Source organism: Luteolibacter sp. SL250 (assembly GCF_026625605.1).
Classification (GTDB): Bacteria; Verrucomicrobiota; Verrucomicrobiia; order Verrucomicrobiales; family Akkermansiaceae; genus Luteolibacter.
On the sequence record NZ_CP113054.1, the window covers coordinates 1433165 to 1455779 of the forward strand.

A 22615-nucleotide genomic window follows, 5' to 3' on the forward strand; every position below is an offset into this window, starting at 1 on the left:
TCCACCACCATGCACCTCACCCAAGCAGATCCGCGGATCCTCACCCTCATCGCCAACGACGGCGGCCTGAACGATCTCAAGGACCTCAACGACCGCCAGAAATCCGCCCTCTTCGCAAAGCTCGGCGCGGTCCTGCTGGTGAGGGACGCCGGGCATGGAGGGAAGGGGGGCATCGTCGCCGCCATCGCAAAGCAGCACAACATCTCAAAGGCCGCCGTCCACACCTGGATCAAGCTCTACAAGGACAACGGCTGGACCGGCCTCATCGACGGACGCCGCGCCGCCGGGGAGGACCGCGCCGCCCTGCCAAAGACCACCAAGCAATGGGTCCAGGACAAGATCCTCCGCAGCCAGCGGGAGGACAGCGTCCAGGAAGTCCACCGCCAGGTCATCGACCAGTGGAACCTCTGGCGGCGCACCGGGGATCCGCAATACCGCATCCCCGGCTTCAACCGCCCGCCGAAGGACGCGGGGAAGGGGATCCCCGCCGGATTCTCCTACGAGAACTTCCGTAGGTGCCAGCCCACCGCCTTCGCCGCCTCCCTCGCACGGCAGGGCACCATCGCCTCCTACCGCGACCTGCCATCCATCCTCTCCACCCGCGTCGGCACCCGTTACCTGGAAACGATCTTTTTCGACGACCAGCAATACGACAACCACATCCGCGTCCCCGGCTACGACCGGCCCATGCGCCCGCTCGGCTTCAACGCCCTCGACCGCCTCACCGCCTTCCCCTTCACCCCGCACATCCGCCTCCGGTGGTTTGATGCGGACGCGGACACCCACCGCCACCTCACCCAGCGGGAGTTCGTCTGGTACGTCATCACCATCCTCTGCACGGAGGGCTACCGCACGGATGACGCGGGCACCCGCCTCGTCCAGGAACACGGCACCGCAAAGGTCTGGAGCAACAAGGCCCTCGCCACCATCGGCGGCCACCTTTCCTTCAAGGACGCCATCAACTCCATCACCGGTGGCAAGGTCTGGATGGATGACTCCGGCCTCTTCAACAAGGCCGCCTTCGCCGAGATGCTCTACGGGCCGAAGTCCTCCGGTAACCCACGGTTCAAGGCACCCATCGAGTCCTTCTTCCACGCCGTCCGCACCTACTCCCTCCCGCTCATCGGCCAGGCCGGGCGGAACCCGGAGATGGCCCCGGAGGAAAACTACGGCATCGACCAATACGAGCGCCGGATCATCAGGGCCGTGAAGGATCTCCCGCCCGCCCTTCAGGAAGGCATCGCGTCGAACTTCCTCACCGGCATCGAGTTCACCTCCCTCGCCATGCTCATCTACGACGCCCTGGCAGCACGCACCGACCACCAGCTTGAGGGCTGGGCGAAGTGCGGATTTGTCGAACCCATGTGGCGCTGGGCGGAGGATCAGCCCGGCATGTGGCGCACCCGTGCGGAGCTGGCCGGACTCCCGGCCCACCTCCGCGACCACGCCCTCCACCAGCAGTCACAGGATCCCCGCCTCAGCACCATCATCAACTGGTCGCCCACCCAGGCCCGCGACGCCATGGAACAGGACCCCGCCATCAAGCGCCTCTCCTTTGTCGATGCCGTCCACCTCCTGCCCTCCTCCTGGGCGAAGGCCGCCACCGTCCGGAAGAACCATGAGATCCACATCACCGACGAGCTGCTGCCCGGTGAAACCTTCGTCTACTTCCCGGAGATCACCACCCCACGCGGACGCCAGGAGTTCCTCCGCCAGGGCGACAACGTTATGATCTTCTTCAACCCCCTCATGCCGGACCAGGTCATCGTCTGCGACCAGCAGATGGTTGTCCTCGGCACCCTCACCCGCAACGTCCGCATCGGCAACGACGCCGACCAGCTGGAGGCCATGTATCGCCAGCGCTCCCGCCTCAAGTGGGTCGCTGAGGCACCCGTCCGCCGCGCCATGCAGCCGGAGGCCGACCGCCGCGCCGCCGTCCGCGAGATCAATGACGACCTCATCGCCCGGGCGAAGGAAGCCGACTTCCTGTCCCCGGCCATCCGTACCACCGCAGAGGCCGCCGAGAAAGGCCGCAAGACCGCCGCTGCAAGCCGCCTGCAAAAGCACGGCAAGGCCACGGATTGGGACAACGCCGCCTCCCATACCCCCGCAGCCTCCACCGGCGGACTCGATGACCTCGACGATGACCGCGACCTCCCCGACGCCCTCTGATCCCTCTCCACATCCCCACACCTCCCCAAGCCCATGAGCACCCCTGAAAAGCACTCCGCCACCGCCAGCCTCCAGATCTCCGCGCAGAACTTCGAGACTGCCCTCGCCTCCTACGATGACGAATCCGCCGACGTCCTCCGCTTCTGGTTCTTCACCGCCCGCGAGCGCGGCTGGTCCCTGCCGAAGCTCCAGGAAGCCACCGGCATCTCCACCTCCACCCTCAGCCGCGTCCTGCGCAACATCTACGAGGGCGACACCCCCGGCATCATCGAAAAGCTGCGCCGCGCCCGCGAGAACTTCGTCGAGGCCGTTTCCAATCCCGACTTCATCGAGACCTCCCTCAGCCGCCAGATGTTCGCCATCTTCGACAAGACCCGCGCCCTGGGGAATGTCTCCATCCTGTGGGGGAAGATGGGCATCGGGAAAACCACCATCATCCGCGAATACCAGCGCCTCAACAATCACGGGCGCACCGTCGCCATCCGCTTCCCCGCCGGGGCCACCTTCACCACCTTCCTCAAGCAGGTCGCCAAAAGCTGCGGCCTCTCACCCACCGGGAAGAACCACTTCGAACTGCGCGGCCTCATCATCAAGATCCTCTCCGCCGGGAAGCGCCTCCTCATCGTGGATGAACTCCACCAGGCATTCCTCACCTGCGGCCCGGAGGTCGCCGTCCGCTGCTGCGAGCTGCTCCGTGAGATTGCGGATGAAGCCGGTTGCGGGATGGTCCTCGTCGGCACGGAGGCCCTGGAGGAATCCATCCTCCACGGCCAATACAAGGAAGCCCTCGCCCAGCTCGTTGACCGCGGCACCGTCCAGATCCCGCTCCCTGCCAAGCCCACCCGCAAGGACATCGAAGCCTTCGTCGCCCACTACGGCCACCGCCTCCCTGGCAAGGACGACACCACCGGCGCGAAGGCCATCATCGACGACATCATCACCCATTCCGGTTTGCGGAAGCTCACCATGCACCTCCGCGACGGAGCCGCCTACGCCAACAAGCGCGAGGAGACCTACACCTGGCCCCACTTCGTCGCCGCCTTCGATGCCATCCAGTCCCTCGGCAAGCAGTAAGCCCACCACCTCCCATGTCCTCCATCCTCACCAGCCCCATTCCGCTTGTCGCCTGCCCCTGCTGCAAGGCCCCGGGCGAACTCTTCCAGCACCGCGACGGCGGCTACGTCGTCGAGTGTTCGGATTCCCTCGACTGCAAGCAGTGGCCCATGACCGACGTCCATCCCACCCCGGAGGAAGCCGCCACCGCCTGGAACGAAGGCCACACCCACTGACCATGTCACCAGAGAACCACATCCTCCGCGACCTGGCCGCGGGCCGATCCACCGCCGCCGCCATCGCCGACCGCCTCGGCATGGAGAAGGACGAAGTCCGCGCCCACCTCTCCCGCCTCATCAACGAGGGCAAGGTCACCATCTCCGTCCACCTCGCCGGAACCATCCCCATCTACGAACTCGCCAAGCTCTGAACTGTGGCTGTGGCGTCCCGCCGCAGGCCGTTTGAGGGGCGTCCCGCCCCGTTCTTCCCAACCCACCACCACCCCCATGTCCGAACAATCCATCGAAACCATCGTCAACGGCGTAGTCGCCATCGCGTTCTTCGCATTCCTGTACCTCGGCCTCTTCCGCAACAACCACTGATCACCGATCACCGCTCACTCGGCACTCCAACCAACCACCACCATGCCCGCCAAGAAAAAGAAAGCCGCCCTGCCCGCCATCGAAACCCTCGAACAGTTCCACGCCACCGTGGATCAGATCGCCCAGCTTGAGGTTTCCCTCCGTGGGGCCGCCGCCATCCGCGACGCCGCCATCCAGAAAGTCCAGGAACAATACGACGGCCCCATTGAGGACAAGAAGGCCCGCATGAAATCCCTGGTCGACCTCGCGGGCACCTACGCCAAGGCCCACCGCGACACCGTCTTCGGCGCGAAGCTCCGCTCCGCCGCCACCGCCCTCGCCAACTTCGGCCTCCGTTCCGGGAATGACGCCCTCAAGCCCCTCAACAACAAGTGGACCTGGGGCAAGATCCTCGACGCCCTCAAGCCGACCGGGAAGTTCATCCGCACCGTCGAGGAAATCGACAAGGATGCCCTCCACGGCGCGAAGCTCAGCGACGCCGAACTCGCCGCCATCGGCATGCGCGTCGACCGCGTCGAACGCTTCTACGTCGAGGCCAAGTCCTCCGACGCCACCCGCATCTCCACCGAGCTGGAACCCACCGCGTGAACCGTGGCTGTGGCGTCCCGCCGCAGGCCGTTGCCGGGGCGTCCCGCCCCGTTCTTCTTCCTGAAAACTGAACACCAGCAACCCTCCCAATGGATCCCGTCACCACCTCTGACTTCTGGAACAAAGAAGTCACCACCGTCACCAACGGCACCCTCAACGCCATCGTCCTCGCCACCCCGTGGGATGCCGCTCCCACGCCTGGCATTGGCTCCCTGTGGGAACCCACGGTCGCGGAGAAGGCCGCCATTGCCGCTGGCCAGCCCGTCCTCCTCTGGTTCCCCGGCCTGACAGAACACCCCAGCGTTTTCATCCAGGCCCTGGAGGATCCGGTCGATGACGCCACCCTTGCCATCCCGCCCGAGTCCGGCCTCGCCCGCGTCCAGCTCGTCGGTGGCACCTTCGACGGCTCATGGGTCCCGGCCTCCACCAATGGCCTGGCCATGGTTTGGCGCGGATCCGGAAGCCTTGCCGACCAGGCATCCTACGACGCCTACGGCCACATCCCCGGCGACCCTGCCAACCAAGTCCGCCACCTTGCCGAATACCTCGCCGCCGAGATCCCCGGTGCCGACTACACCGAAAAGGTCGACAACCTCGAAACCGAGCGGAACGAAGTCAACGCCTGGCGTCTCGCCAACCTCGCCGCCCTCCAGGAAGGCATCCTGCCGCCCCAAGTCACCGACCTCGACACCCCCATCGACCGCGTCCAGGCCAACCTCATCCTCATCCGTTTCCCCGACGTCCCGCAGCCCTCCACCTTCGTCCCCGGACCGTAACAACCCACCCGTGGCTGGGGAGTAAGGAGGGAGGACACTCCTGTCCTCCGGCTGCAACCGGAACCCATAACCCTGGCAGATCAAAAATCACCAACCCCTCCAGACCATGATCATCGCGTTTCCCAAACCTGCTCCATGCCCCGACTGCCGGGGAACCGGCCTCATCTGGTCCATCCAACGTCGCACCGGCCGCAACCAGGCCGCCGCCAAATGCACCCGCTGCAATGGTAGCGGAAAAGTCCGCCTCCCATGAAACGCATCACCCTCCACGGCGGCCCCTGCGACAACCGCACCATCCGCGACATCGGCACCGTCGCGATCCGCATGAGCATCGCCGACCAGTGGATCGGCAAGCGCCCCGTCATCGGTGCCCGCTGCGGCCTGGCCATCTACGAACCCACCCCGTGCCGCACCCGCGCCCACTGGCTCACCAACGTCTGGCAGGGCCGCATCGTCGCCATCATCGACTGACCACCATGACCACCGAAAAGGAAACCACCGTCGCCAAGCTCCAGCGACAGATCGCGGACACCGAGGCCAAGCTCCAGAATCTCCGTGAAAAGCTCGCCCGGGCCACCACGCCCAAGGCCGAAAAGCCCGCCGCCACCTTTGAGCTGGATCCACTCTGGAAAGCCGCCCTGCCCATCTCCCGCACCCGGTCATCGAAGCATCAGTGCCGGAAGGAATGGAACAAGATCCCCAAGGCCCAGCGCCCCGACATCGAGGTCATCGTCAACGCCCTCAAGGCGTGGAACCGCAGCCCCGAGTGGAAGAAAGACGGCAACGCCTACGCACCCGGCCTGCACCGCTTCATCAGCCGCCGCCAATGGGAGGACCTCCCCGAAACCACCGAGGCACCATCCCGCCACCGCGCCGCCCCACAGCCCGTCCAGCAACCCTCCGGCCCCGGCATCACCGATCCCGCAGAGATCGCTGCGCTCCTTTCCATCAAAACCCCTCGCATGAACTCATGAGCCGTCCCGTTGATCACTTCACCCGTGGCCGCGATGCCTACGACGCGGGCAAGCCGAACTTCTGTGATGATGCCCGACTCACCGGGAAGGGCAGGGATGAATGGTATCGGGGCTGGCACCACCAGCAGCGCCTCCGCTCAAACCCCGCCGCCCAGGCCGACATCGACGCCGCCATCGACGGTATCCAGGCCATCCGTGATCTCCTCAACGACAAAGGCCAGCCATGACCAGCATCACGACAATGGCCGGTTCTGAACCCCAATGTTGTATCGATGCTTCTCAGACAATGGGATTGGCCGGTGCTTTCTCAACCGCCCATCAGGCCAGTAAAGCCGGACCGTTGCCTCTCTTCCCTCGGCGCACTTCTGCGCGTGCAACGACGCCTCCCGGATCGACCCGAACTCCATCCGTTTCACGCCTTCAAGCCTGCCGGTCAGCTCATACCGCCCGCCCTCAATCGGCCTGATCTCATAAACTTCCATGCCCAAGGCTACCCCATCCACCCGGAACGCAACGGCAATCGGTGACTACCAGCACCCTGTGGGCGCTGGTAGGAACTTCGGGGATTACTTACTGCTGATCGCTGATCCGAATTTTCCTGCTAAGTGGGACGCCCAGGAAATCCTCCCACTGCAAAATTTCTCCGTCGCCGTACTCGCTTTCATGAACTCGGACGTTGGTCGCACGGCTTGCTATGAGAGTAATTCCGTGGCTGCCATACAGGGAACATCTGATCGAGTGGGGAGTCTGGTGAATGTGCGGAAAATGTCGCGCTGTCGTGGCCCGGTAGTCGATATGATCCGCATCCATTCCCTTAGGATTTGGATTATCGCGGCGCAGGTTCCTGCCACAATATCGGACGATGTCGCCAGCTGTGAAGCTGGCGTGGGAGATCACCAACGGTTTGAGGATCTCGATCACTTGCCGGGGACTGTGACTCCTCGGAAGCACACCCGCGAAAGGATTGCCATTAAGCGCTGCTTTATGGCGTTCCGCTCGTTTGTCCGGATTCGGATGCCAAGACCAAAGTAGTAACCAGCAGTTGCGGCTCTTCATCCTGCAATCCCACCAGAAATCCTGATGAAATCGATACCCAAAAAGACCTCCGCCCGCGCCCCGCGCAAAGCCCCGGCAGCCGCCCCGCAGAAAAAGCGCGGCAACCTCACCGGCAAGGAGATCAAGCCCCTCGTCATCCAGGCCCGCAAAGCCTACGACGTCCAATCCGGCATGGACCTCACTGATGGCCTCTCATTCGATGACTGGCGGCGGGAGCAGGTCATGGCCTGCGTGGGGAAGAAGGGCCTCACCGCCTGCCATCACGACGACTTCCGCCCGCTCCTCGCCCATTTCCAGACCCTCGCCGGTGACGACTCCGCCGCCCTGGGCAACCTCCTCAAGTCCGGCCATCAGACCGACAACGCGGATCCCGGCGACACCCAGGAAGCACGCCGCCAGCTCGCCTACCTCATCGCCACCGCCCTGGCTGAACATATGTATCTCGCCATGACCTCCGCAGAGCAGCTCCGCGCCGAGGCCATCGAGTTCCACAACCTCCGGGAGGAGCAGGAAGGCATCCCCGCCGACCAGCGGATCCCGTGGGAAGCCAGCCCCGGTCCCGCCGCCCTCCGGATCCGCCTGGAGCGCAAGGCCGCGATCGAGGCGCGTGGCAAAGGCCCGCTCACCCCCGGCTACCTCATCACCATCGTCCGCCAGAAAACCCGCCGCCCGACCCTCCAGCTTGGCCAGATGTGGCAGGACGGCCTCGCAGAACGCTGCACCGTCGAGCAGCTCCGCCAGATCCTCTTCACCCTTGTGAACCGCATCAACGCCGTCGAGGGCATCCAGGAAACCGAAGCAGGCCGCAACAAAGCCCAGCGCTCCGGCAAATACCGCGCCGCCAAAAAGGCCGACCAGGAAACCCCGCGCTGGTGATCCCATGCACCGGCCCTGCATGACCTTTGCACGCCCCATGCAGCCCCTTTGCCAGGCCAGCGGATCCCCCCGTCATTTTTCTAAACTGTCCGTGGAATCCCGCCCATCCGCCCCCATATTTCCAAAACTGCGAAAGGGGCGATTTTTGGTTGGTGCGGTGCCCTGAGATCCCTTGATTCCGGGCTATTCCGGCCTCTTCGGGGCTTTTTTGGGTTTTTCTAATGTCTGATGACTGGAACCCCGGCTCTCCCGACTGTCCGTTGCTTAAAAGTGCTTGAGAGCGTGGACGGTTCGGGAAATACTGTTCGCATGATCTCTTGTTTGTTCAGTTGCGAACACGCCACCTGTGCCGTGCCGGAGGCGTTCCGCGAGACGTTCAAGGGGTCGGAGGAAACCGTCGCTTCGGTCAAGGGGTGGGACCCGGGGGCGCTGAACCTGGCGCAGGGATTCTCGATGAAGTTCCGCACGCCGCTGGTCCACGGGGATGTGACGCGGTTGCTGATCGACCTGAACGAGGATGGCGACCTGCGCTGGAGCAATTTTTCGGGCAAGCTGCCGGAAACGACGCGGGCGAAGCTGGTGGACCGTCATGAACGGCCCTACCGGCAGGCGCTGCGATCCCGCATCACGGACGACCTGGGACGGAACCACCAGGTGCTGCACGTGATGATCCACACGGAGGAAGGCGGGCCGGAACTGCTGCTGGAGACGGTGCGTGACGGACTCGCCCGCGAGGTGGCGGATGGCTGGAAAGCGAGGCTGTCCGCGAACGGCGTGGAGATGAGGGTGGTGAAGATCGATGGCAACGGGCTGATGGAGCGGCTGGTGGTGAACTATCCGGAGGACCGCTACGGGCTGTTGCGTCTGAAGGTTCCTCAGTCGTATTTCCTGGAAGGGAAGCCGCTGCGTTGGGAGACGCTGAAGAAGTTCCTGCTCACGACGCTGCCGCTGGTGGTGGCGGGGTTGGAGGAGTGAGGATACCGCTGCAATGGGTTCCCGCTGCAACCGCGTAAGGAGGGTGGACATTGCGGCTGCGCCGCTATGTCCGCTGCGCTCCCATTCTTGTCCACCGGCGGCACTGGCGAATCAGGAAAGGATTCACCGCGAAGACGCGAAGTGGGGAGACGGATCTGTTAGGGATTCGCCTGATTCGTAAGAATCGCGGTCAGCCCTTTTTCTTCCCTGAAAACTGAACACTGGAAACTTCTCCTCCTTGGCTCGCCAATGCCGCCGGAGGACAGGAGTGTCCTCCCTCCTTACTGGAGCAGTCGGCTCCTTACTGAGCAGTCGGCGCGTTAGTTCTCAGCGTCCCAAAAAGCTCTTGGTCTCGCCCATGCTCATGGAGCGTTGCTCCTTCCAGTCCACGACGGCGGGAGGGGTGTAGACGCGGCGGCGGACGTCGGTTTCGGCGTCGGAGGGCTTGCCGAGGCGGCTGCCTCCGGCTTCGCGGGCGGTGCTGGTGCCGTATTGGTTGGTGCGGTAGGCACCGGGGAGCTTGGCGGAGGTGTTCGCCTCACGGGCACCGGCTCCCTGGAAGCGGGAGCTGGTCTGGAAGCGGCTGCCGTCGGTGTCGCCGCCGAATTTCTTGCGCTCGTGCTGGGTGTCACCCCACCAGGACTTCTTGGCGTAGTCGTTGGTCTTGAAGTTTTTCTTGGCGTAGTCGCCCTTGAAATGGGGGGAGTCGCGGTTGAGTTCGAAGGAACTGCGCTTGTTGGAGGTGGGGAGGAAGTTGCCGTCGGCGTCCTTGGTGTAGCCGCCGTCGCGTCCGGCGATGGTGTCGGCCATCCGCTCGGAGATGGGCTTGAAGCCGGTGTCGCTGGAGCTCGAAGACTTGGCCGGCCTGCCGGTGGCGGAGTCACCGCCGCCGTCACCGGCACAGGAGGCCAGGAGCAGCACGGGCAGCGCGAGGATGGGAAGGGCTTTCCGGGAAAGGCTCATGGTGCGGAGCTGGCGAGGAGTTTCTCAAGCCGGGGGTCCGGCAGGGCACCGCGTTCCAGGGCCTGCTGGTAGTAGGTCCGCGCCTCATCCAGTTTCTTCTTCTTCACGCTGATGAGGGCGAGGTTGATGTAGGGGTCGCTGAGGACGGGGTCGGCGGAGATGGCGGCCTTGAAGTGGGATTCCGCCTCGCTGGTCTTGCCCTGGCCGAACTGGATGAAGCCGAGGAGCATCTGCGCCTTGTAGCTGTCCGGGGCGAGTTCGACGGAGCGGGCGACGTGTTCCTCCGCCTCGGCGGCGTTGCCCGCGCTGTGGAGCGTCAGGCCCAGCATCATGTGGGCGTAAGGGTTGGACTCATCCAACTCGATGGCGCGGCGGAAGGCGTTGTCGGCACCGGCGAGGTCGTTGAGCTTGAGCTGGATCACGCCCAGCTTGCAGAGCGCGGAGGTGTCGCCGGGGTTGGCGTCCACGATCATCTGGAAAAGTTCCTTGGCGGGGTGGTAGCGCTCCGCGGCGAAAGCACGGGTGGCGGCGCGGTCGTAGCTTTCCAGTTCCCGTTTCAGGCCTTGGGTGGCTCCCTCAACCGTGGCGCGGTCGCGGGCGAAGGGGGAGATGAACTCGCCGTCCACCTGCCGGTCGGCGATGAGCTTCTGTTCCTCCGGGGAAAGCTGGATCTCCTCACCCTCGAACATCTCGATGGCGCGTGCGACGTTCTCATCCTGGCTGCCGAGCTTCTTCGCGGCCTCCACCAGGATGTCGCGGGCTTCCTTGCGGTGGTTCTGGGCGCGGATCTGGCGCTTGATGATGTCACGCAGCATCTCGACCTCGGCGGGGTCGGCGGCGACCTCGCCACGGGCGAGCGCGCCTTCCTCGTTCTTCAGGCGGGCCTGCAGTTCCTCCAGGCGCTTCTCCTGCTTGATGCGTTCCTTGCGGAAGGCGTTGATCTGTTCCTTGGCCATGGCCAGGTCGCGCAGGGTCTCCGTCAGCTCGTCCTTGGTGGCGTTGTTGTCGAGGTCCAGGCGGTCCACCTTTTCCGTCGCCTCGCGGAGCTGCTTGGCGAGACCCATGTTCTGCTCGATGAGCTGCTGGATGCGGCCCGCTTCGTTGAGTTTCAGCAGGGCGGCCATCTGGTCGCGCTCCAGCAGGAGGCCGTCGCGCTCGGTGCGCAGGTCGTCGAAGGCGGCGCGGCTCTGTTCCAGTTCCACCTGGAGACCGGCGATGCGCCGGTTCGCCTTGTCGAGTTCGTCGCCCTTGGCCTTGAGGGCCTTTTCCATGCTGTCGAGCTGGCGGCGCATGCCGGCGACGACTTCGTTGGCCACGCCGCGTTCCTTGGTGAGGTTCCGCTCGGAGTCCACCTGCTGTTGTTTCAGCTTGGCGGCTTCCTGGCGGAGGTTGCTCACATCCGCTTCGAGGTTGGCGATCTTCCCGAGTGCCTCCGAGTGGGCGCCACGGCTCTGGGCGAGCGCGCGTGCCATCGCCTCGCGTTCCATTTCCAGTCCCTCGATGCGCTTGTTGAGCGCCTTGTATTCGTTCTCCGCCGGGGAGTTGGTGAGGCGTGCACGGAGGCTCTCGACATTGGTTTCCGCAGCGCGGAGCTGGGCGGCCAGGGAGTCCCGCTGGCGTTCCAGGTCACCGACGCGGGAGGCGTTGCGGGACGCTTCGTTCGGTCTGGAATTGGAGATCTGGTTGCGGAGGCGCTGGACCTCCTGGAGGGCCTCCGTGAGGCGGCGGGTGAGCAGGGGATCCGCGGCGAGCACGCCGGGATTGGGATCGGTCGGGGGCGCTGGCATGGCACCGGCGCGGGCACCGCCCTCCAGTTCCGCCACGGCTCCCTGGTTCTTCTTGCGCTGTTCCTCCGCCTTCGGGCGGACGCTGGCGATGGCCTCGGTGGTCTTTTCCGCGCGTCCGGCGACCATGTCCTTTTTCCAGTCAGGATAGTAACGGCGGACGCTTTCGAAGAACTTGCTGGCCTGGTTGAGCTTTTCCGCCGCGCCGATGAAGTCGCCGTCGGCCTCCAGCTTCTCCGCCGCACGGGTGGCGAGGTAGCCCTGGAAATAAACGTCGGACGGGTCGAACTGGGCCGGTGCCGCCGGAGGGGGTTCCTGGGCGCGCGTCGTCTGTACGGCGAAAAACGGGATCGCCGCCGAGAAGAGGAGCACCGCTGCGAGAGATGGGGTTTTTGCCGGCCGGTGGACCATGGGAGCCGGAGGCTAGCGGGGCTCCCCGGCGGGCGCAAGGAGGATTGCGGGGTGTTAGAAGAGCTGAAAAACAAACGAAACGCGGAGGCGCGGAGGTCGCGGAGAGAAGCGCGGAGATGATTTGGAGGGGGTATCAGAACCAATCGGCATTTTTTGACCACGGATTATAGGATTACACGGATTGCACGGATTGATTTTTTGAATGAACCCGTCGCATCCGAATCCGCGAAATCCGTCTTAGTCCCATAATCCGTGGTTTCAAAATTGCGGTATCGCCATGAAGTCACCCACACCACGCAAGCCGTCCCCGATGACATCTCCGCGCTTCTCTCCGCGACCTCCGCGTCTCCGCGTTTCGTTTCATCCAAACCCGGAAAATTTCCTTCGGAAACCGTTCCCGCAACAGCCATCGGCGTGCTAGGGTCGGGCATGGACGCTTTGATTCATCATCTGGAACACGGGCAGGAGCTGTCTCCACGGGAGGTGGAGGTGGCGGCGGGGCTTTTGCTGGACGCGGGGGTGCCGGATGAAAAGAAGGGACGGCTGCTGGAGGCGCTGTCGAAGAAGGGGGAGACCCCGGCGGAGATCGCGGGGTTCGTGGAGGCGTTCCTGGTGCATGCGATCGATCCGGGAGTGGCGGACCTGGAACTGGAAGGGCCGACCATCGATGTCTGCGGGACGGGTGGGTCGAAGATGGACCTGTTCAACTTTTCCTCCACGGCCATGTTCATCGTGGCGGCGGCGGGGGGCGTGGTGCTGAAGCACGGGAACCGCGGGATCACCTCGAAAAGCGGCGGCGCGGATGTGCTGGAGGCGCTGGGCGTGCGGATCGACCTGCCGCCGGAGGGCTTCCGGAAGTGCATCCGGGAGGCGGGCGTGGGTTTCCTTTTCGCGCCGAACTACCACCCGGCGTTCAAGGCGGTCGCGCCGATCCGGAAGGAGCTGGCGGGGCGTGGGGTGAGGACCATTTTCAACATCATCGGCCCGCTGATGAACCCGGCGCGGCCGGAGTGCCAGTTGGTGGGGGTGTTCGCGCGGGAGTTCTGCCCGGCGTTCGCGGAGATCCTCCAGCGGCTGGGCCGTGACAGCGCGTGGGCGGTGCATGGCTCCGTCAGCGGGGGCCGGGTGATTGATGAGGTGAGCCTGATGGGGCCGACGCGGATCTGCAAGGCGGGCGCCTACCAGGATCTGGAGGACGAGGAGATCACGCCGGAGGACTTCGGCCTCGCCCGGGTGGACCCGGAGGACCTGCGGGGTGGCGACGCGAAGGTGAACGCGGCGATCCTGGAGGCCATCCTGGAAGGCCGGGAAACGGGCGCGAAGCGGGACATGGTTTTGCTCAATTCCGGCGCGGCGCTTGCTTGTGCCGGTCTGGCGGACCACATCGGCGACGGCATCGAGCTGTCGCGGGAGGTGATCGCCAGCGGTGCGGCGCTGGACCGCCTGCGCCGCCTGCAGAAAGCCGCCGTCTGAGATTTTTCCCGTCCCCCTTCTCTTTCCGTTCATGAAAAAAATCGTCTTCCGGGTCAACTACCACACCGTTACCGGGCAGAGCCTGTGGGTGAAGATCTCCGTGAAGATGGGGGACGCGACGTTCGAGCACCTGCTGCCGATGCGGTGGATCAGCGGGACGCAGTGGCAGACGGAGTGGGAGACGGGCTGGAGCACGAGCGCGGGGTTCCTGCTTTTCACCTACCGCTATGTGTTCCGGCAGGAAGGAAACGGGGTGGAGCTGGAGGAATGGGGCGGGCCGAGGATGATCGGCGCGTTCGAGGACGCGGTGGTGGCGCTGGACACGTGGTGTTCCGCCGGGACGGTGGACCATGCGTATGCGACGAAGGCCTTCGGCGCGGCGGGCAGGCGGCGGGTGGAGGGCACCGTGGAGTCACGGGGGAATCATGATTTCCAACTGCGGATGGCGGCGGTGCCGGAGGGCATGGCGGTCTGCCTGACGGGAAATGCGGAGGAACTGGGCTGCTGGGACCCGGCGCGCGCGCTGGTGATGGCGGAGTCCGCGCCGGATGTGTGGAAGGTCCGCGTGGGCATGGCCGCAGGGCGGGATGTGGATTACAAATACGGCCTCTACGACGTGGCGGAGGGCAGGCTGGTGCATCTGGAAAAGGGGGAGAACCGCCGGATTCATAGTCCGGTGGTGGCGGGGAACCAGTCCACCCGCATCAGTGACGAGGCGTACCGGCGGGACGACAGCCAGCTTTTCCGCGGAGCGGGCGTGGCGGTGCCGGTCTTTTCCCTGCGCAGCCGGGACGGGCTGGGCGTGGGCGAATTTTCCGACCTGAAGCCGCTGGCGGACTGGGCCGCTGCGGCGGGCCTGGGGATCATCCAGATCCTGCCGGTCAATGACACGACGTCCTCCCACACGTGGACGGACTCCTATCCTTACTCCGCCATCAGCGCGTTCGCGCTGCACCCCATCTACCTGCGGGTGGATGCCATGGGCTTCACCATGCCGGAGGATTTCCACCGGCGGCTGGGCGGGGCGCGGGAAAAGCTCAACGCGCTGCCACAGGTGGACCATGAGGGGGTGATGGCGGCGAAGACGGCGCTGCTGCGGGAGATCTACGATGCGCACCGTAGTGCCATCCATGCGGATGCCGGATTCCGCGCGTTCGTGGAGGGGAACCGTGGCTGGGTGGTGCCCTACGCCGCGTTCTGCGTGCTGCGCGACCGGAAGGGGACGGCGGAGTTTTCAAAGTGGGGGGAGTGGGCGGTCTATGACGCGGCGCGGGTGGCGGAGCTGGCGCGCGAGGGCGGGCCGGACTGGGACGCGGTGGCGTGGCACTTGTGGTTGCAATACGAACTGGACCGCCAGCTCATGGACGCGGTGGGCCATCTCCACGGGCGCGGCGTGGTTCTGAAGGGGGACCTGCCCATCGGCATCGACCGGGAGTCCGTGGACGCGTGGTCCGCGCCGGAACTCTACCACATGGACGCGCAGACGGGCGCGCCGCCGGACGCCTTTGCCGTGAAGGGGCAGAACTGGGGCTTCCCCACCTACAACTGGGGCCTGATGAAACAGGACGGCTACGCCTGGTGGCGGGAGCGGTTCGCCCGGTTGAGCCGCTACTTCGATGCCTACCGCATCGACCACATCCTGGGCTTCTTCCGCATCTGGCAGGTGCCGTATGAACAGGTGGACGGCATCATGGGTTGGTTCGACCCGGCGCTGGCCATCCATGTGGATGAGATCTGGGAACGGGGCATCCCGTTCGACCGGGAGCGGTTCTGTGCGCCGTATCTGCGGGAGGAGTCGCTGGAGGAGCGGTTCGGCGCGGATGTGGCGGAGGTGAAGGCGCGTTTCCTGGATGACCGGGGAAAAGGCGCGTGGCGGCTGAAGCCGGAGGTGGACACGCAGCGGAAGATCATCGGCCTGCCGGACGACGCGCTGACCGGGCGGGTGCGGGAGGCGCTGCTGGACTGCGTGAGCGACGTCCTGTTTTTCGAGGCTCCGGGATCTGGCGGTCAGGAATACCATCCACGCTGCGGCATGCAGCTCACCCGCAGCTACGCCGCGCTGGATGCGGACGTGAAGGCGAAGGTCGAAGACCTCTACAACGACTATTTCTACCGCAGGCAGGAGGACTACTGGCAGGCGCAGGGTTACGAGAAGCTGCCGGCCATGCGCCGCGCCAGTGACATGCTGCTGTGCGGGGAGGATCTGGGCATGGTCCCCGCATGCGTGCCGGGCGTGCTGAAGGAAACGGGCATCCTGTCGCTGGAGATCCAGCGGATGCCGAAGGCGCCGGGCAGCCGCTTCTTCAACCCGGCGGATGCGCCCTACATGAGTGTGGTCAGCCCCTCCACCCACGACATGCCGACCCTCCGCGAGTGGTGGACGGAGGACCGTGAGGCGACGAAGGATTTCGCGTGGGAGATGTTCGGCATCGCCGCGCCACCGGAGGAACTGGACGGGGCGCTGGCGGAGCGCATCATCGCGCAGCACCTGCACTCGCCCGCCATGTGGGCCATCTTCCCGCTGCAGGACCTGCTGGCGATGGATGAGACGCTGCGCCACCCGGACGCCGCGGCGGAGAGGATCAACGTGCCCGCCATCATGCCCTACTACTGGCGCTACCGCATGCACCTGGAGGTGGAGGTGCTGGCGGCGGCGGAGAATTTCAACACGCGGCTGGGCGGGCTGGTGAGGGAGTCCGGCAGATGACCGGCGTGCGGCTACGGCAGTGGCAGGACGGCGACCTGGATCGGTTCGCGGAAATGAACGCGGACCCGGAGGTGATGCGTTGGTTCCTGAAATGTCCGTCCGCCACGGAGTCCGCCGCGATGATGGAGCGTTTCCGCGTGGACATCGACCGGCGGGGCTGGGGCCTGTGGGCGGTGGAGGTGGACGGGGATTTCGCCGGGTTCACGGGGCTGTCCGAGCCTGCCTTCACGGCGGCGTTCACCCCCTGCGTGGAGATCGGATGGCGCTTCCGGAGGGAATATTGGGGCCGGGGGATCGCGTTCGAGGCGGCCCGGCAGGCGGAGGATTTCGCGTTTGGGGAGCTGGGGTTGGCGGAACTCGTGTCCTTCACGACGGAGGGCAACCTGCGGTCCAGACGGCTGATGGAGCGGCTGGGATTCACAAGGAATCCGGCGGAGGATTTCCCGCATCCGCTGGTTCCGGCGGGGCATGCGCTGGTGAGGCATGTGCTTTACCGGAAGGCGGGGTGATGGTGGTAGGGCGGTCCGTCCGGGGCCGCCGAAGCTGCAAGCGGATGGAGTCGCCCCGGTCGCGGCAGCGTCATGGAGTGCGGCAGTCCTCTGCCGCTATCAGTGGCGGGTGGAACTTTCCCCCAACAGAAGACCTTTTCCGGAACGACAGGCCACCTCCCTGACGAAAGCCCACCGGACCATTCCGCTGCTTTCCCGTGTCGGCATCCATTTCCCAAAGCGGCAGAGGGCTGCCGCACTCCATGACGCTGCCGCGACGATCATGGCTCCATTTCACCTCCGCACGTCGGCGGCCTATCCGCCGGAATCCATGGAGCACCCGAGGGGGCGCCATTTCGGGAGGTTTTTCCCAACCGCCGCGTCTTTCCCCCATGGTTGCGGGGAAAAAATTGGCCACCTGTTCAATCCCTGCTCCACCGCCTGTTGGGGGACAACATACGGATGGCAAAACCATCCCATGAGGAGTCCACCCTGCGGCCGCAACCCCACGCCGTCGGCCCGGAGAAGTCGGTGCTTTCCAGCCTGCTGAAGGAACCGGAGCGGTGCTTCCGGAGGGCGCGGGAACTGGGGGTGACGGAGGCGTCTTTCCACCTGCCCGGCCACGCGCTGCTGTTCACGGAACTGGAACGCGCGGGCGACGGGCCGGGGGAGACCGACCTGGTGGCGCTCATCCATTCGCTGGACGACCGGAGCCTGCTGGGCGCGGTCGGTGGGCCATCCGCGCTGACGGACATCTACACCTACGCTCCGTCAGCGGCGGCGTTCGACCGGCACGTGGACATCCTGCGGGACAAGGAAGTGCAGCGGGCGATGCTGCGGCATTTCCGTGAAGGGATCGAGGCGGTGTACGCGGATCCTGCGGAAACGCGGAGCCATCTGGAGCGGGTGACGGAGGCGCTGCGCGGGCTGAACGCCACCCGTGGTTCCGTCGCCAGGTCCCTGCGGGAAAGGGCGGGGCTGCTGCGCTATGACGCCACCACCGTGCCGCCGGGGGAGGAGATCTGCCTGCTGCTGGGGGACATCCCGGTCGCCGCGCGCGGGAACCTCACCGTCATCCAGGGGAAATCGAAGGTGGGGAAATCCGCCGTCGTCTCCGCCATCCTCGGCACGGTGCAGGTGTCCGCCGCCACGGAGCCGGGGGACTGCCTGGGCTTCCGCTGGCAGGGACGGGAGGGGGCGGTGAACGGGGCCATCATCCACCTGGACACGGAGCAGAGTCCGGCGGACTGGCACGCGCTGGTCACGCGCGGCGCACGGCGGGCCGGGCTGGCGGTGCCGCTGGGGCGGCTCATTTCCCTGCCGCTGGTCACCTTTTCCCGCGGGGAGCGGCTGGCCCTGCTGCGGGAACTGCTGGAGCATGAACGGGACCACGGCAACGGCACGGAGGTTCTGGTCATCGACGGCGTCGCGGACCTCTGCATCAGCCCGAACGATGAGGCGGAGGGGCTGGAGCTGGTGTCCCGGCTCATGGCGCTGGCGCAGGAGTTCGGCATCGCCGTGGTCCTCATCATCCATGAGAATCCCGGCACGGACACGGCGAAGACGCGCGGCCACCTGGGCAGCGAGCTGAACCGGAAGGCATTCGCCAACCTGCGGATCGACAAGGACCCGTCCACCGGCCTGTCCGTCATCTACGGCACGGACATGCGCAAGCGGGACATCCCGCAGAACCACGGCTTCTGCTTCGGCTGGGATGACGCGGCGAGGATGCACGTTTACAAGGGCCGCAACGCCACCATGAAGGCGGAGATGCGGGAGCGCGACGCCATCACCCGCGCACGGGAGGAGTGGAAGAGGATTTTCGAGCAGAAAGGGAAAATGGACTGCTTTCCCTTTCTGACCGTCCGGGACGCGATCGAGCTGGAAAGGGACATCAAAGGGAAAGCGGAATCCACCACGGAGACCACCATGAAGAAGCGGCTGCAACGTGCCGAAGTCCTTGGTATTCTGGAGAAAACGGCGAGAGGTGTCTATCAGCTCAAGCCCAAAGGGAAAACGGGACATCATAGGGAAAGTGAGTGATTTCCCGTTTCCGGAAAGGGAAAGGGAATCCGGGGGTCTATAGGAGACCCCCGGTTTCCCTATCCTGGCAACCATCGGAGGAGCATCCATCATGACAAGCTGCCAACGGACCTGGCGACGTCATGGAGCGCGGACTTCAGTCCGCCCCGGAGAATCCAGCCTGCGAAGCCAAGCGGACTGAAGTCCGCGCTCCAATGCCCCTCCGGAGGGAGCCGTCCGCCCCCCCCCGGGATGAATCCCAGTCCTAGCCGCCATCGGAATAAATCACGACGGATGCCTTGACCGGTCCGGGGCGGAGATCCTAGGTTTCGCGCGGTTCGCTGCCCGCCGCAGCCAGATTTTTCCCCGCGCCATGAACATCCACGAATACCAGGCCAAAGAGCTTTTCGATCGTTTCTCCGTTCCAAGCCCCGTCGGTGCGGTCGCCTCGACCCCGGAGGAAGCAGCGGAAGCCGCCAAGAAATTCGCCGGCGCGAAGCTGGTCATCAAGGCGCAGGTCCACGCGGGCGGACGCGGCAAGGGCCATTTCAAGAACGGCTTCCAGGGCGGTGTCCACCTCATCGACTCCCCGGAGCAGGCGGCGGAATTCGCCGGCAAGATGCTCAACGAAACGCTGGTGACCATCCAGACCGGCGATGCCGGAAAACTGGTGCGCAAGGTGATGGTGGCGGAAGCCGTGGACATCACCCACGAATACTACCTGGCCATCCTCATGGACCGCGCCACCTCCCGCCCGGTCATCGTCGCCTCCACGGAAGGCGGCATGAGCATCGAGGACGTCGCCCACAACACCCCGGAAAAGATCATCCGCCAGTTCGTCCACCCCATCCTCGGCCTGCAGGGCTATGAGGTGCGCAAGCTGACCGCCGCGCTCGGCCTTTCCGGAGACCTCGCCAAGCAATTCGCGAAGCTCCTTTCCAACCTCTACAAGCTCTTCATCTCCCTCGACTGCGCGATGGTGGAGATCAACCCGCTGGTCACCACTCCGGACGGCCGCGTGCTGGCGCTGGACGCGAAGTTCGGCTTCGACGACAACGCCCTGTTCCGCCACCCGGAGATCGTCGCCATGCGCGACAAGGACGAGGAGGACCCGCGCGAAGTGGCCGCCTCCGAGTATGACCTGAACTACATCGGCCTGGACGGAAACATCGCCTGCCTGGTCAACGGCGCCGGTCTGGCCATGGCGACCATGGACATCATCAAGCACTACGGTGGTGACCCTGCCAACTTCCTCGACGTGGGCGGCGGCGCTTCCAAGGAGCAGGTCACGGCGGCCTTCAAGATCATCCTCGCCGACCCGAACGTGAAGGGCATCTTCATCAACATCTTCGGCGGCATCATGGACTGCAACGTCATCGCGGAAGGCGTCATCGCCGCCGCGAAGGAAACCGGCCTGCCCATCCCGCTGGTGGTCCGCCTGGAAGGCAACAACGTCGAGGCGGGCAAGGCCACCCTCGCCGCCTCCGGCCTCAACATCACCTCCGCCGACACCATGGCGGACGGCGCTGAGAAGATCGTCGCCGCGGTCGCCTGATCGATCCGCAGAACCCTCCACCCCACCACGACCATGTCCGGCATCGGCATCAAGGAACTCGCATTCGTTGGTTATTCGGTGAACGACATCGCCGAGTCCCGCCGCTTCTACGGTGAGATCCTCGGCCTGCCGGAAGGCATGGTCTTCGACCACGAGGGCGAGGTCGGCTGGGTGGAGTACAGCGTGCCCGGTGGCGGCACGCTCGCGATCACGAAGGCCAACGACCAGTGGCAGCCCAGCGAGCACGGCGGCGGCGCCTGTTTCGAGGTGGAAGACCTCGATGTCGCTGTCTCGAAAATGGAAGCCGCGGGCGTGAAGATCGCTATGCCCATCCAGGACTTCCCGATCTGCCGCATGGCCCTGATTTCGGACCCGTCCGGCAACACCATCGCCATCCACCAGAAAAAGGCGAACCATCCCGAGTGTTCGCACTGAGGCAATGACGCTCCGGCAATTCTACGACTGGCAGACAGCAGGAGGCGCGAAAGATGTTTCGCGGCTCGTCGCCGTTTTGGAGGAGCGCGAAATCCCATGGTGCATGATCGGTGGGCTTGCGGTGAACCATTGGGCCGCGGAGCCGATGGCCACGGCGGATGTCGATCTGGTGATCGTCTCCGGAATGGTCGAAGAAGCTGCTGCGGCTTTCAAGGATCTGGGCTTTTCCGAAAGCCGTTTCCAGTGGTCGATCAATTTCAAAGGAGAGTCCAAGGTTTCGATCCAGATCAGCACGGAGGAAATGTATCTGAGCTTTCCGTCGCGGTCGGTCCCCGCATCCATCCATGGCATTTTGATGAGGGTGGCCTCGTTGGAGGATACCCTCGCCGGCAAACTCGCCGCCTATCAGGAGCCGGAGAGAAGGCCCACGAAAAAACTCAAGGATCTTCTCGATATCGGAAGACTTGTGGAAACCCATCCGGAGCTGCTGGAACAGATACCAGAAGAAATCGCCGCAAAGCTCAATCCTTAAGCACCTCACATCCTACCTAACTCCCGCCATGTCCATCCTCATCGACGAAAACACCAAGGTCCTGGTCCAGGGCATCACCGGCAGCTTCGGCGCCCGCCACGCGCAACTTTCCCTGGCCTATGGCACGAAGCTGGTCGCGGGTGTGACCCCCGGCAAGGGCGGACAGAAGTTCGAGGACGTGGTGCCGATCTTTGACACCGTCTCCCAGGCCGTGAAGGAAACCGGAGCGACCGCCTCCGCCATCTTCGTCCCGCCGCCATTCGCCGCGGACGCCATCCTGGAAGCGAACGACGCCGGTGTGGACCTCATCGTCTGCATCACCGAAGGCATCCCGGTCATGGACATGATGCGGGTGAAGGAAGCCATGCGCGGCTCGAAGTCCCGCCTCATCGGCCCGAACTGCCCCGGTCTGGTCACTCCCGGCTACGGTGAGAAATCCCACGGTGGCTGCCGCATCGGCATCACCCCTTCCCAGATCTGCAAGCGCGGCAACGTCGGCGTGGTTTCCCGCTCCGGCACCCTCACCTATGAGGCCGTGTTCCAGCTCACCCAGCTCGGCTACGGCCAGAGCACGCTCGTCGGCATCGGCGGTGACCCGATCAACGGCACCTCCCACCTCGACGTGCTGGAAATGTTCAACAACGACCCGGAGACCGAGGCCATCATCATGATCGGCGAGATCGGCGGCACCGCCGAGGTCGAGGCCGCCCGCTGGGCGAAGGAGAACTGCAAGAAGCCCATCGCGGGCTTCATCGCCGGAGCCACCGCACCTCCCGGCCGCCGCATGGGCCACGCCGGCGCCATCGTCGGTGGTGAGGAAGACACCGCGCAGGCGAAGAAGCGCATCCTCGCGGAGTGCGGCATCGCCGTGGCGGAAACGCCGAGCGTGATGGCCACCACGCTGCTGGAGCGCTGGGGCAAGTAAGTTTAGTATAAGCGCAAGGTTTGCGGCCGGTTCGTGGAAAACTCCGTCGAGTTCTCCAGAACCGGCCTTTTTATGTGGCTAAAGGAGGAACGGAAGTTCTTCCGGGTGAGGGTGACGGGTCCGTGATCTGCCGGGCGGACAGCTCCGCCAGTCTGGCTTTGTAGTTATCTCAGGAAATGGTTTTCATCAGATGCGCAAACCGGTTGATGGACTGATGGTTATAGGAAGAAGATGGGCGGAAGTCGCGT

22 protein-coding genes are annotated in these 22615 nt (G+C 64.9%); 19 read left to right on the plus strand and 3 right to left on the minus strand.

Annotation, left to right across the window (positions count from 1 at the left end; translation table 11 throughout):
- The first annotated feature begins 9 nt into the window (after positions 1 to 9).
- The 9 genes from OVA24_RS06385 to OVA24_RS06425 all read left to right on the plus strand — a co-directional run bounded on the left by OVA24_RS06385 (position 10) and on the right by OVA24_RS06425 (position 6392).
- Positions 10 to 2172 carry a hypothetical protein gene (locus tag OVA24_RS06385; RefSeq protein ID WP_267674360.1) on the plus strand — a complete coding sequence of 721 codons (2163 nt, stop codon included), beginning with the start codon at positions 10 to 12 and terminating at the stop codon, positions 2170 to 2172.
- 33 nt (positions 2173 to 2205) lie between these two features.
- Positions 2206 to 3246: an AAA family ATPase gene (locus tag OVA24_RS06390; protein WP_267674361.1), complete on the plus strand. Its 1041-nt coding sequence runs from the start codon at positions 2206 to 2208 to the stop codon at positions 3244 to 3246.
- Positions 3247 to 3260: 14 nt separating this feature from the next.
- Positions 3261 to 3461: a Lar family restriction alleviation protein gene (locus tag OVA24_RS06395; RefSeq protein ID WP_267674362.1), complete on the plus strand. Its 201-nt coding sequence runs from the start codon at positions 3261 to 3263 to the stop codon at positions 3459 to 3461.
- A gap of 2 nt (positions 3462 to 3463) precedes the next feature.
- Complete coding sequence (locus OVA24_RS06400; RefSeq protein ID WP_267674363.1) at positions 3464 to 3655, plus strand: winged helix-turn-helix transcriptional regulator; 192 nt, start codon at positions 3464 to 3466, stop codon at positions 3653 to 3655.
- A 214-nt stretch (positions 3656 to 3869) separates the two neighbouring features.
- Positions 3870 to 4415, plus strand: coding sequence for a host-nuclease inhibitor Gam family protein (locus tag OVA24_RS06405; protein ID WP_267674364.1), 546 nt, complete (start codon positions 3870 to 3872; stop codon positions 4413 to 4415).
- An 89-nt stretch (positions 4416 to 4504) separates the two neighbouring features.
- A complete protein-coding gene (locus OVA24_RS06410; RefSeq protein WP_267674365.1) occupies positions 4505 to 5191 on the plus strand; it encodes a hypothetical protein in 687 nt (228 codons plus the stop codon).
- A gap of 249 nt (positions 5192 to 5440) precedes the next feature.
- The gene (locus OVA24_RS06415; RefSeq protein WP_267674366.1) at positions 5441 to 5662 is read left to right on the plus strand and encodes a hypothetical protein; all 222 of its coding nucleotides are present in this window, start codon (positions 5441 to 5443) and stop codon (positions 5660 to 5662) included.
- 5 nt (positions 5663 to 5667) lie between these two features.
- Positions 5668 to 6165 carry a hypothetical protein gene (locus OVA24_RS06420; RefSeq protein ID WP_267674367.1) on the plus strand — a complete coding sequence of 166 codons (498 nt, stop codon included), beginning with the start codon at positions 5668 to 5670 and terminating at the stop codon, positions 6163 to 6165.
- Positions 6162 to 6392, plus strand: a complete 231-nt coding sequence (locus OVA24_RS06425; protein ID WP_267674368.1) for a hypothetical protein — start codon at positions 6162 to 6164, stop codon at positions 6390 to 6392. The genes OVA24_RS06420 and OVA24_RS06425 overlap by 4 nt, the downstream gene beginning before the upstream one ends.
- A gap of 343 nt (positions 6393 to 6735) precedes the next feature.
- Here the strand turns inward: OVA24_RS06425 and OVA24_RS06430 are convergent, their stop codons facing one another.
- Positions 6736 to 7086: a hypothetical protein gene (locus OVA24_RS06430; protein ID WP_267674369.1), complete on the minus strand. Its 351-nt coding sequence runs from the start codon at positions 7084 to 7086 to the stop codon at positions 6736 to 6738.
- Between the two features lie 159 nt (positions 7087 to 7245).
- Here OVA24_RS06430 and OVA24_RS06435 point away from each other — a divergent pair, with 159 nt between their 5' ends.
- Together OVA24_RS06435 and OVA24_RS06440 are read left to right on the plus strand one after the other, a co-directional pair.
- A complete protein-coding gene (locus OVA24_RS06435; protein WP_267674370.1) occupies positions 7246 to 8097 on the plus strand; it encodes a hypothetical protein in 852 nt (283 codons plus the stop codon).
- A 309-nt stretch (positions 8098 to 8406) separates the two neighbouring features.
- Positions 8407 to 9072 carry an N-formylglutamate amidohydrolase gene (locus tag OVA24_RS06440; RefSeq protein ID WP_267674371.1) on the plus strand — a complete coding sequence of 222 codons (666 nt, stop codon included), beginning with the start codon at positions 8407 to 8409 and terminating at the stop codon, positions 9070 to 9072.
- Positions 9073 to 9399: 327 nt separating this feature from the next.
- Here OVA24_RS06440 and OVA24_RS06445 read toward each other — a convergent pair whose 3' ends face one another.
- Both OVA24_RS06445 and OVA24_RS06450 read right to left on the minus strand, forming a co-directional pair.
- Entirely contained in the window at positions 9400 to 10035 is a 636-nt protein-coding gene (locus tag OVA24_RS06445) for a hypothetical protein (protein WP_267674372.1), read from the minus strand.
- Positions 10032 to 12191, minus strand: coding sequence for a tetratricopeptide repeat protein (locus OVA24_RS06450; RefSeq protein ID WP_267674373.1), 2160 nt, complete (start codon positions 12189 to 12191; stop codon positions 10032 to 10034). Before OVA24_RS06450 ends, OVA24_RS06445 begins: the two co-directional genes overlap by 4 nt.
- Before the next feature lie 468 nt (positions 12192 to 12659).
- On the opposite strand from OVA24_RS06450, the gene trpD reads away from it, so the two are divergent.
- From trpD to sucD, 8 genes are all read left to right on the plus strand, one after another.
- On the plus strand, positions 12660 to 13703 hold the full coding sequence (gene trpD / locus OVA24_RS06455; protein ID WP_267674374.1) for an anthranilate phosphoribosyltransferase: 1044 nt from the start codon (positions 12660 to 12662) through the stop codon (positions 13701 to 13703).
- Between the two features lie 31 nt (positions 13704 to 13734).
- The gene (locus OVA24_RS06460; RefSeq protein ID WP_267674375.1) at positions 13735 to 16410 is read left to right on the plus strand and encodes a 4-alpha-glucanotransferase; all 2676 of its coding nucleotides are present in this window, start codon (positions 13735 to 13737) and stop codon (positions 16408 to 16410) included.
- On the plus strand, positions 16407 to 16919 hold the full coding sequence (locus tag OVA24_RS06465) for a GNAT family N-acetyltransferase (protein ID WP_267674376.1): 513 nt from the start codon (positions 16407 to 16409) through the stop codon (positions 16917 to 16919). The genes OVA24_RS06460 and OVA24_RS06465 overlap by 4 nt, the downstream gene beginning before the upstream one ends.
- Before the next feature lie 441 nt (positions 16920 to 17360).
- Complete coding sequence (locus OVA24_RS06470; protein ID WP_267674377.1) at positions 17361 to 18941, plus strand: DnaB-like helicase N-terminal domain-containing protein; 1581 nt, start codon at positions 17361 to 17363, stop codon at positions 18939 to 18941.
- A 352-nt stretch (positions 18942 to 19293) separates the two neighbouring features.
- Positions 19294 to 20475, plus strand: coding sequence for an ADP-forming succinate--CoA ligase subunit beta (gene sucC, locus OVA24_RS06475; protein WP_267674378.1), 1182 nt, complete (start codon positions 19294 to 19296; stop codon positions 20473 to 20475).
- A gap of 33 nt (positions 20476 to 20508) precedes the next feature.
- A complete protein-coding gene (locus OVA24_RS06480) occupies positions 20509 to 20910 on the plus strand; it encodes a VOC family protein (RefSeq protein ID WP_267674379.1) in 402 nt (133 codons plus the stop codon).
- A 4-nt stretch (positions 20911 to 20914) separates the two neighbouring features.
- Complete coding sequence (locus tag OVA24_RS06485) at positions 20915 to 21442, plus strand: nucleotidyl transferase AbiEii/AbiGii toxin family protein (RefSeq protein WP_267674380.1); 528 nt, start codon at positions 20915 to 20917, stop codon at positions 21440 to 21442.
- Positions 21443 to 21470: 28 nt separating this feature from the next.
- The gene (gene sucD, locus OVA24_RS06490; protein WP_267674381.1) at positions 21471 to 22367 is read left to right on the plus strand and encodes a succinate--CoA ligase subunit alpha; all 897 of its coding nucleotides are present in this window, start codon (positions 21471 to 21473) and stop codon (positions 22365 to 22367) included.
- The last annotated feature ends 248 nt before the right edge of the window (positions 22368 to 22615 follow it).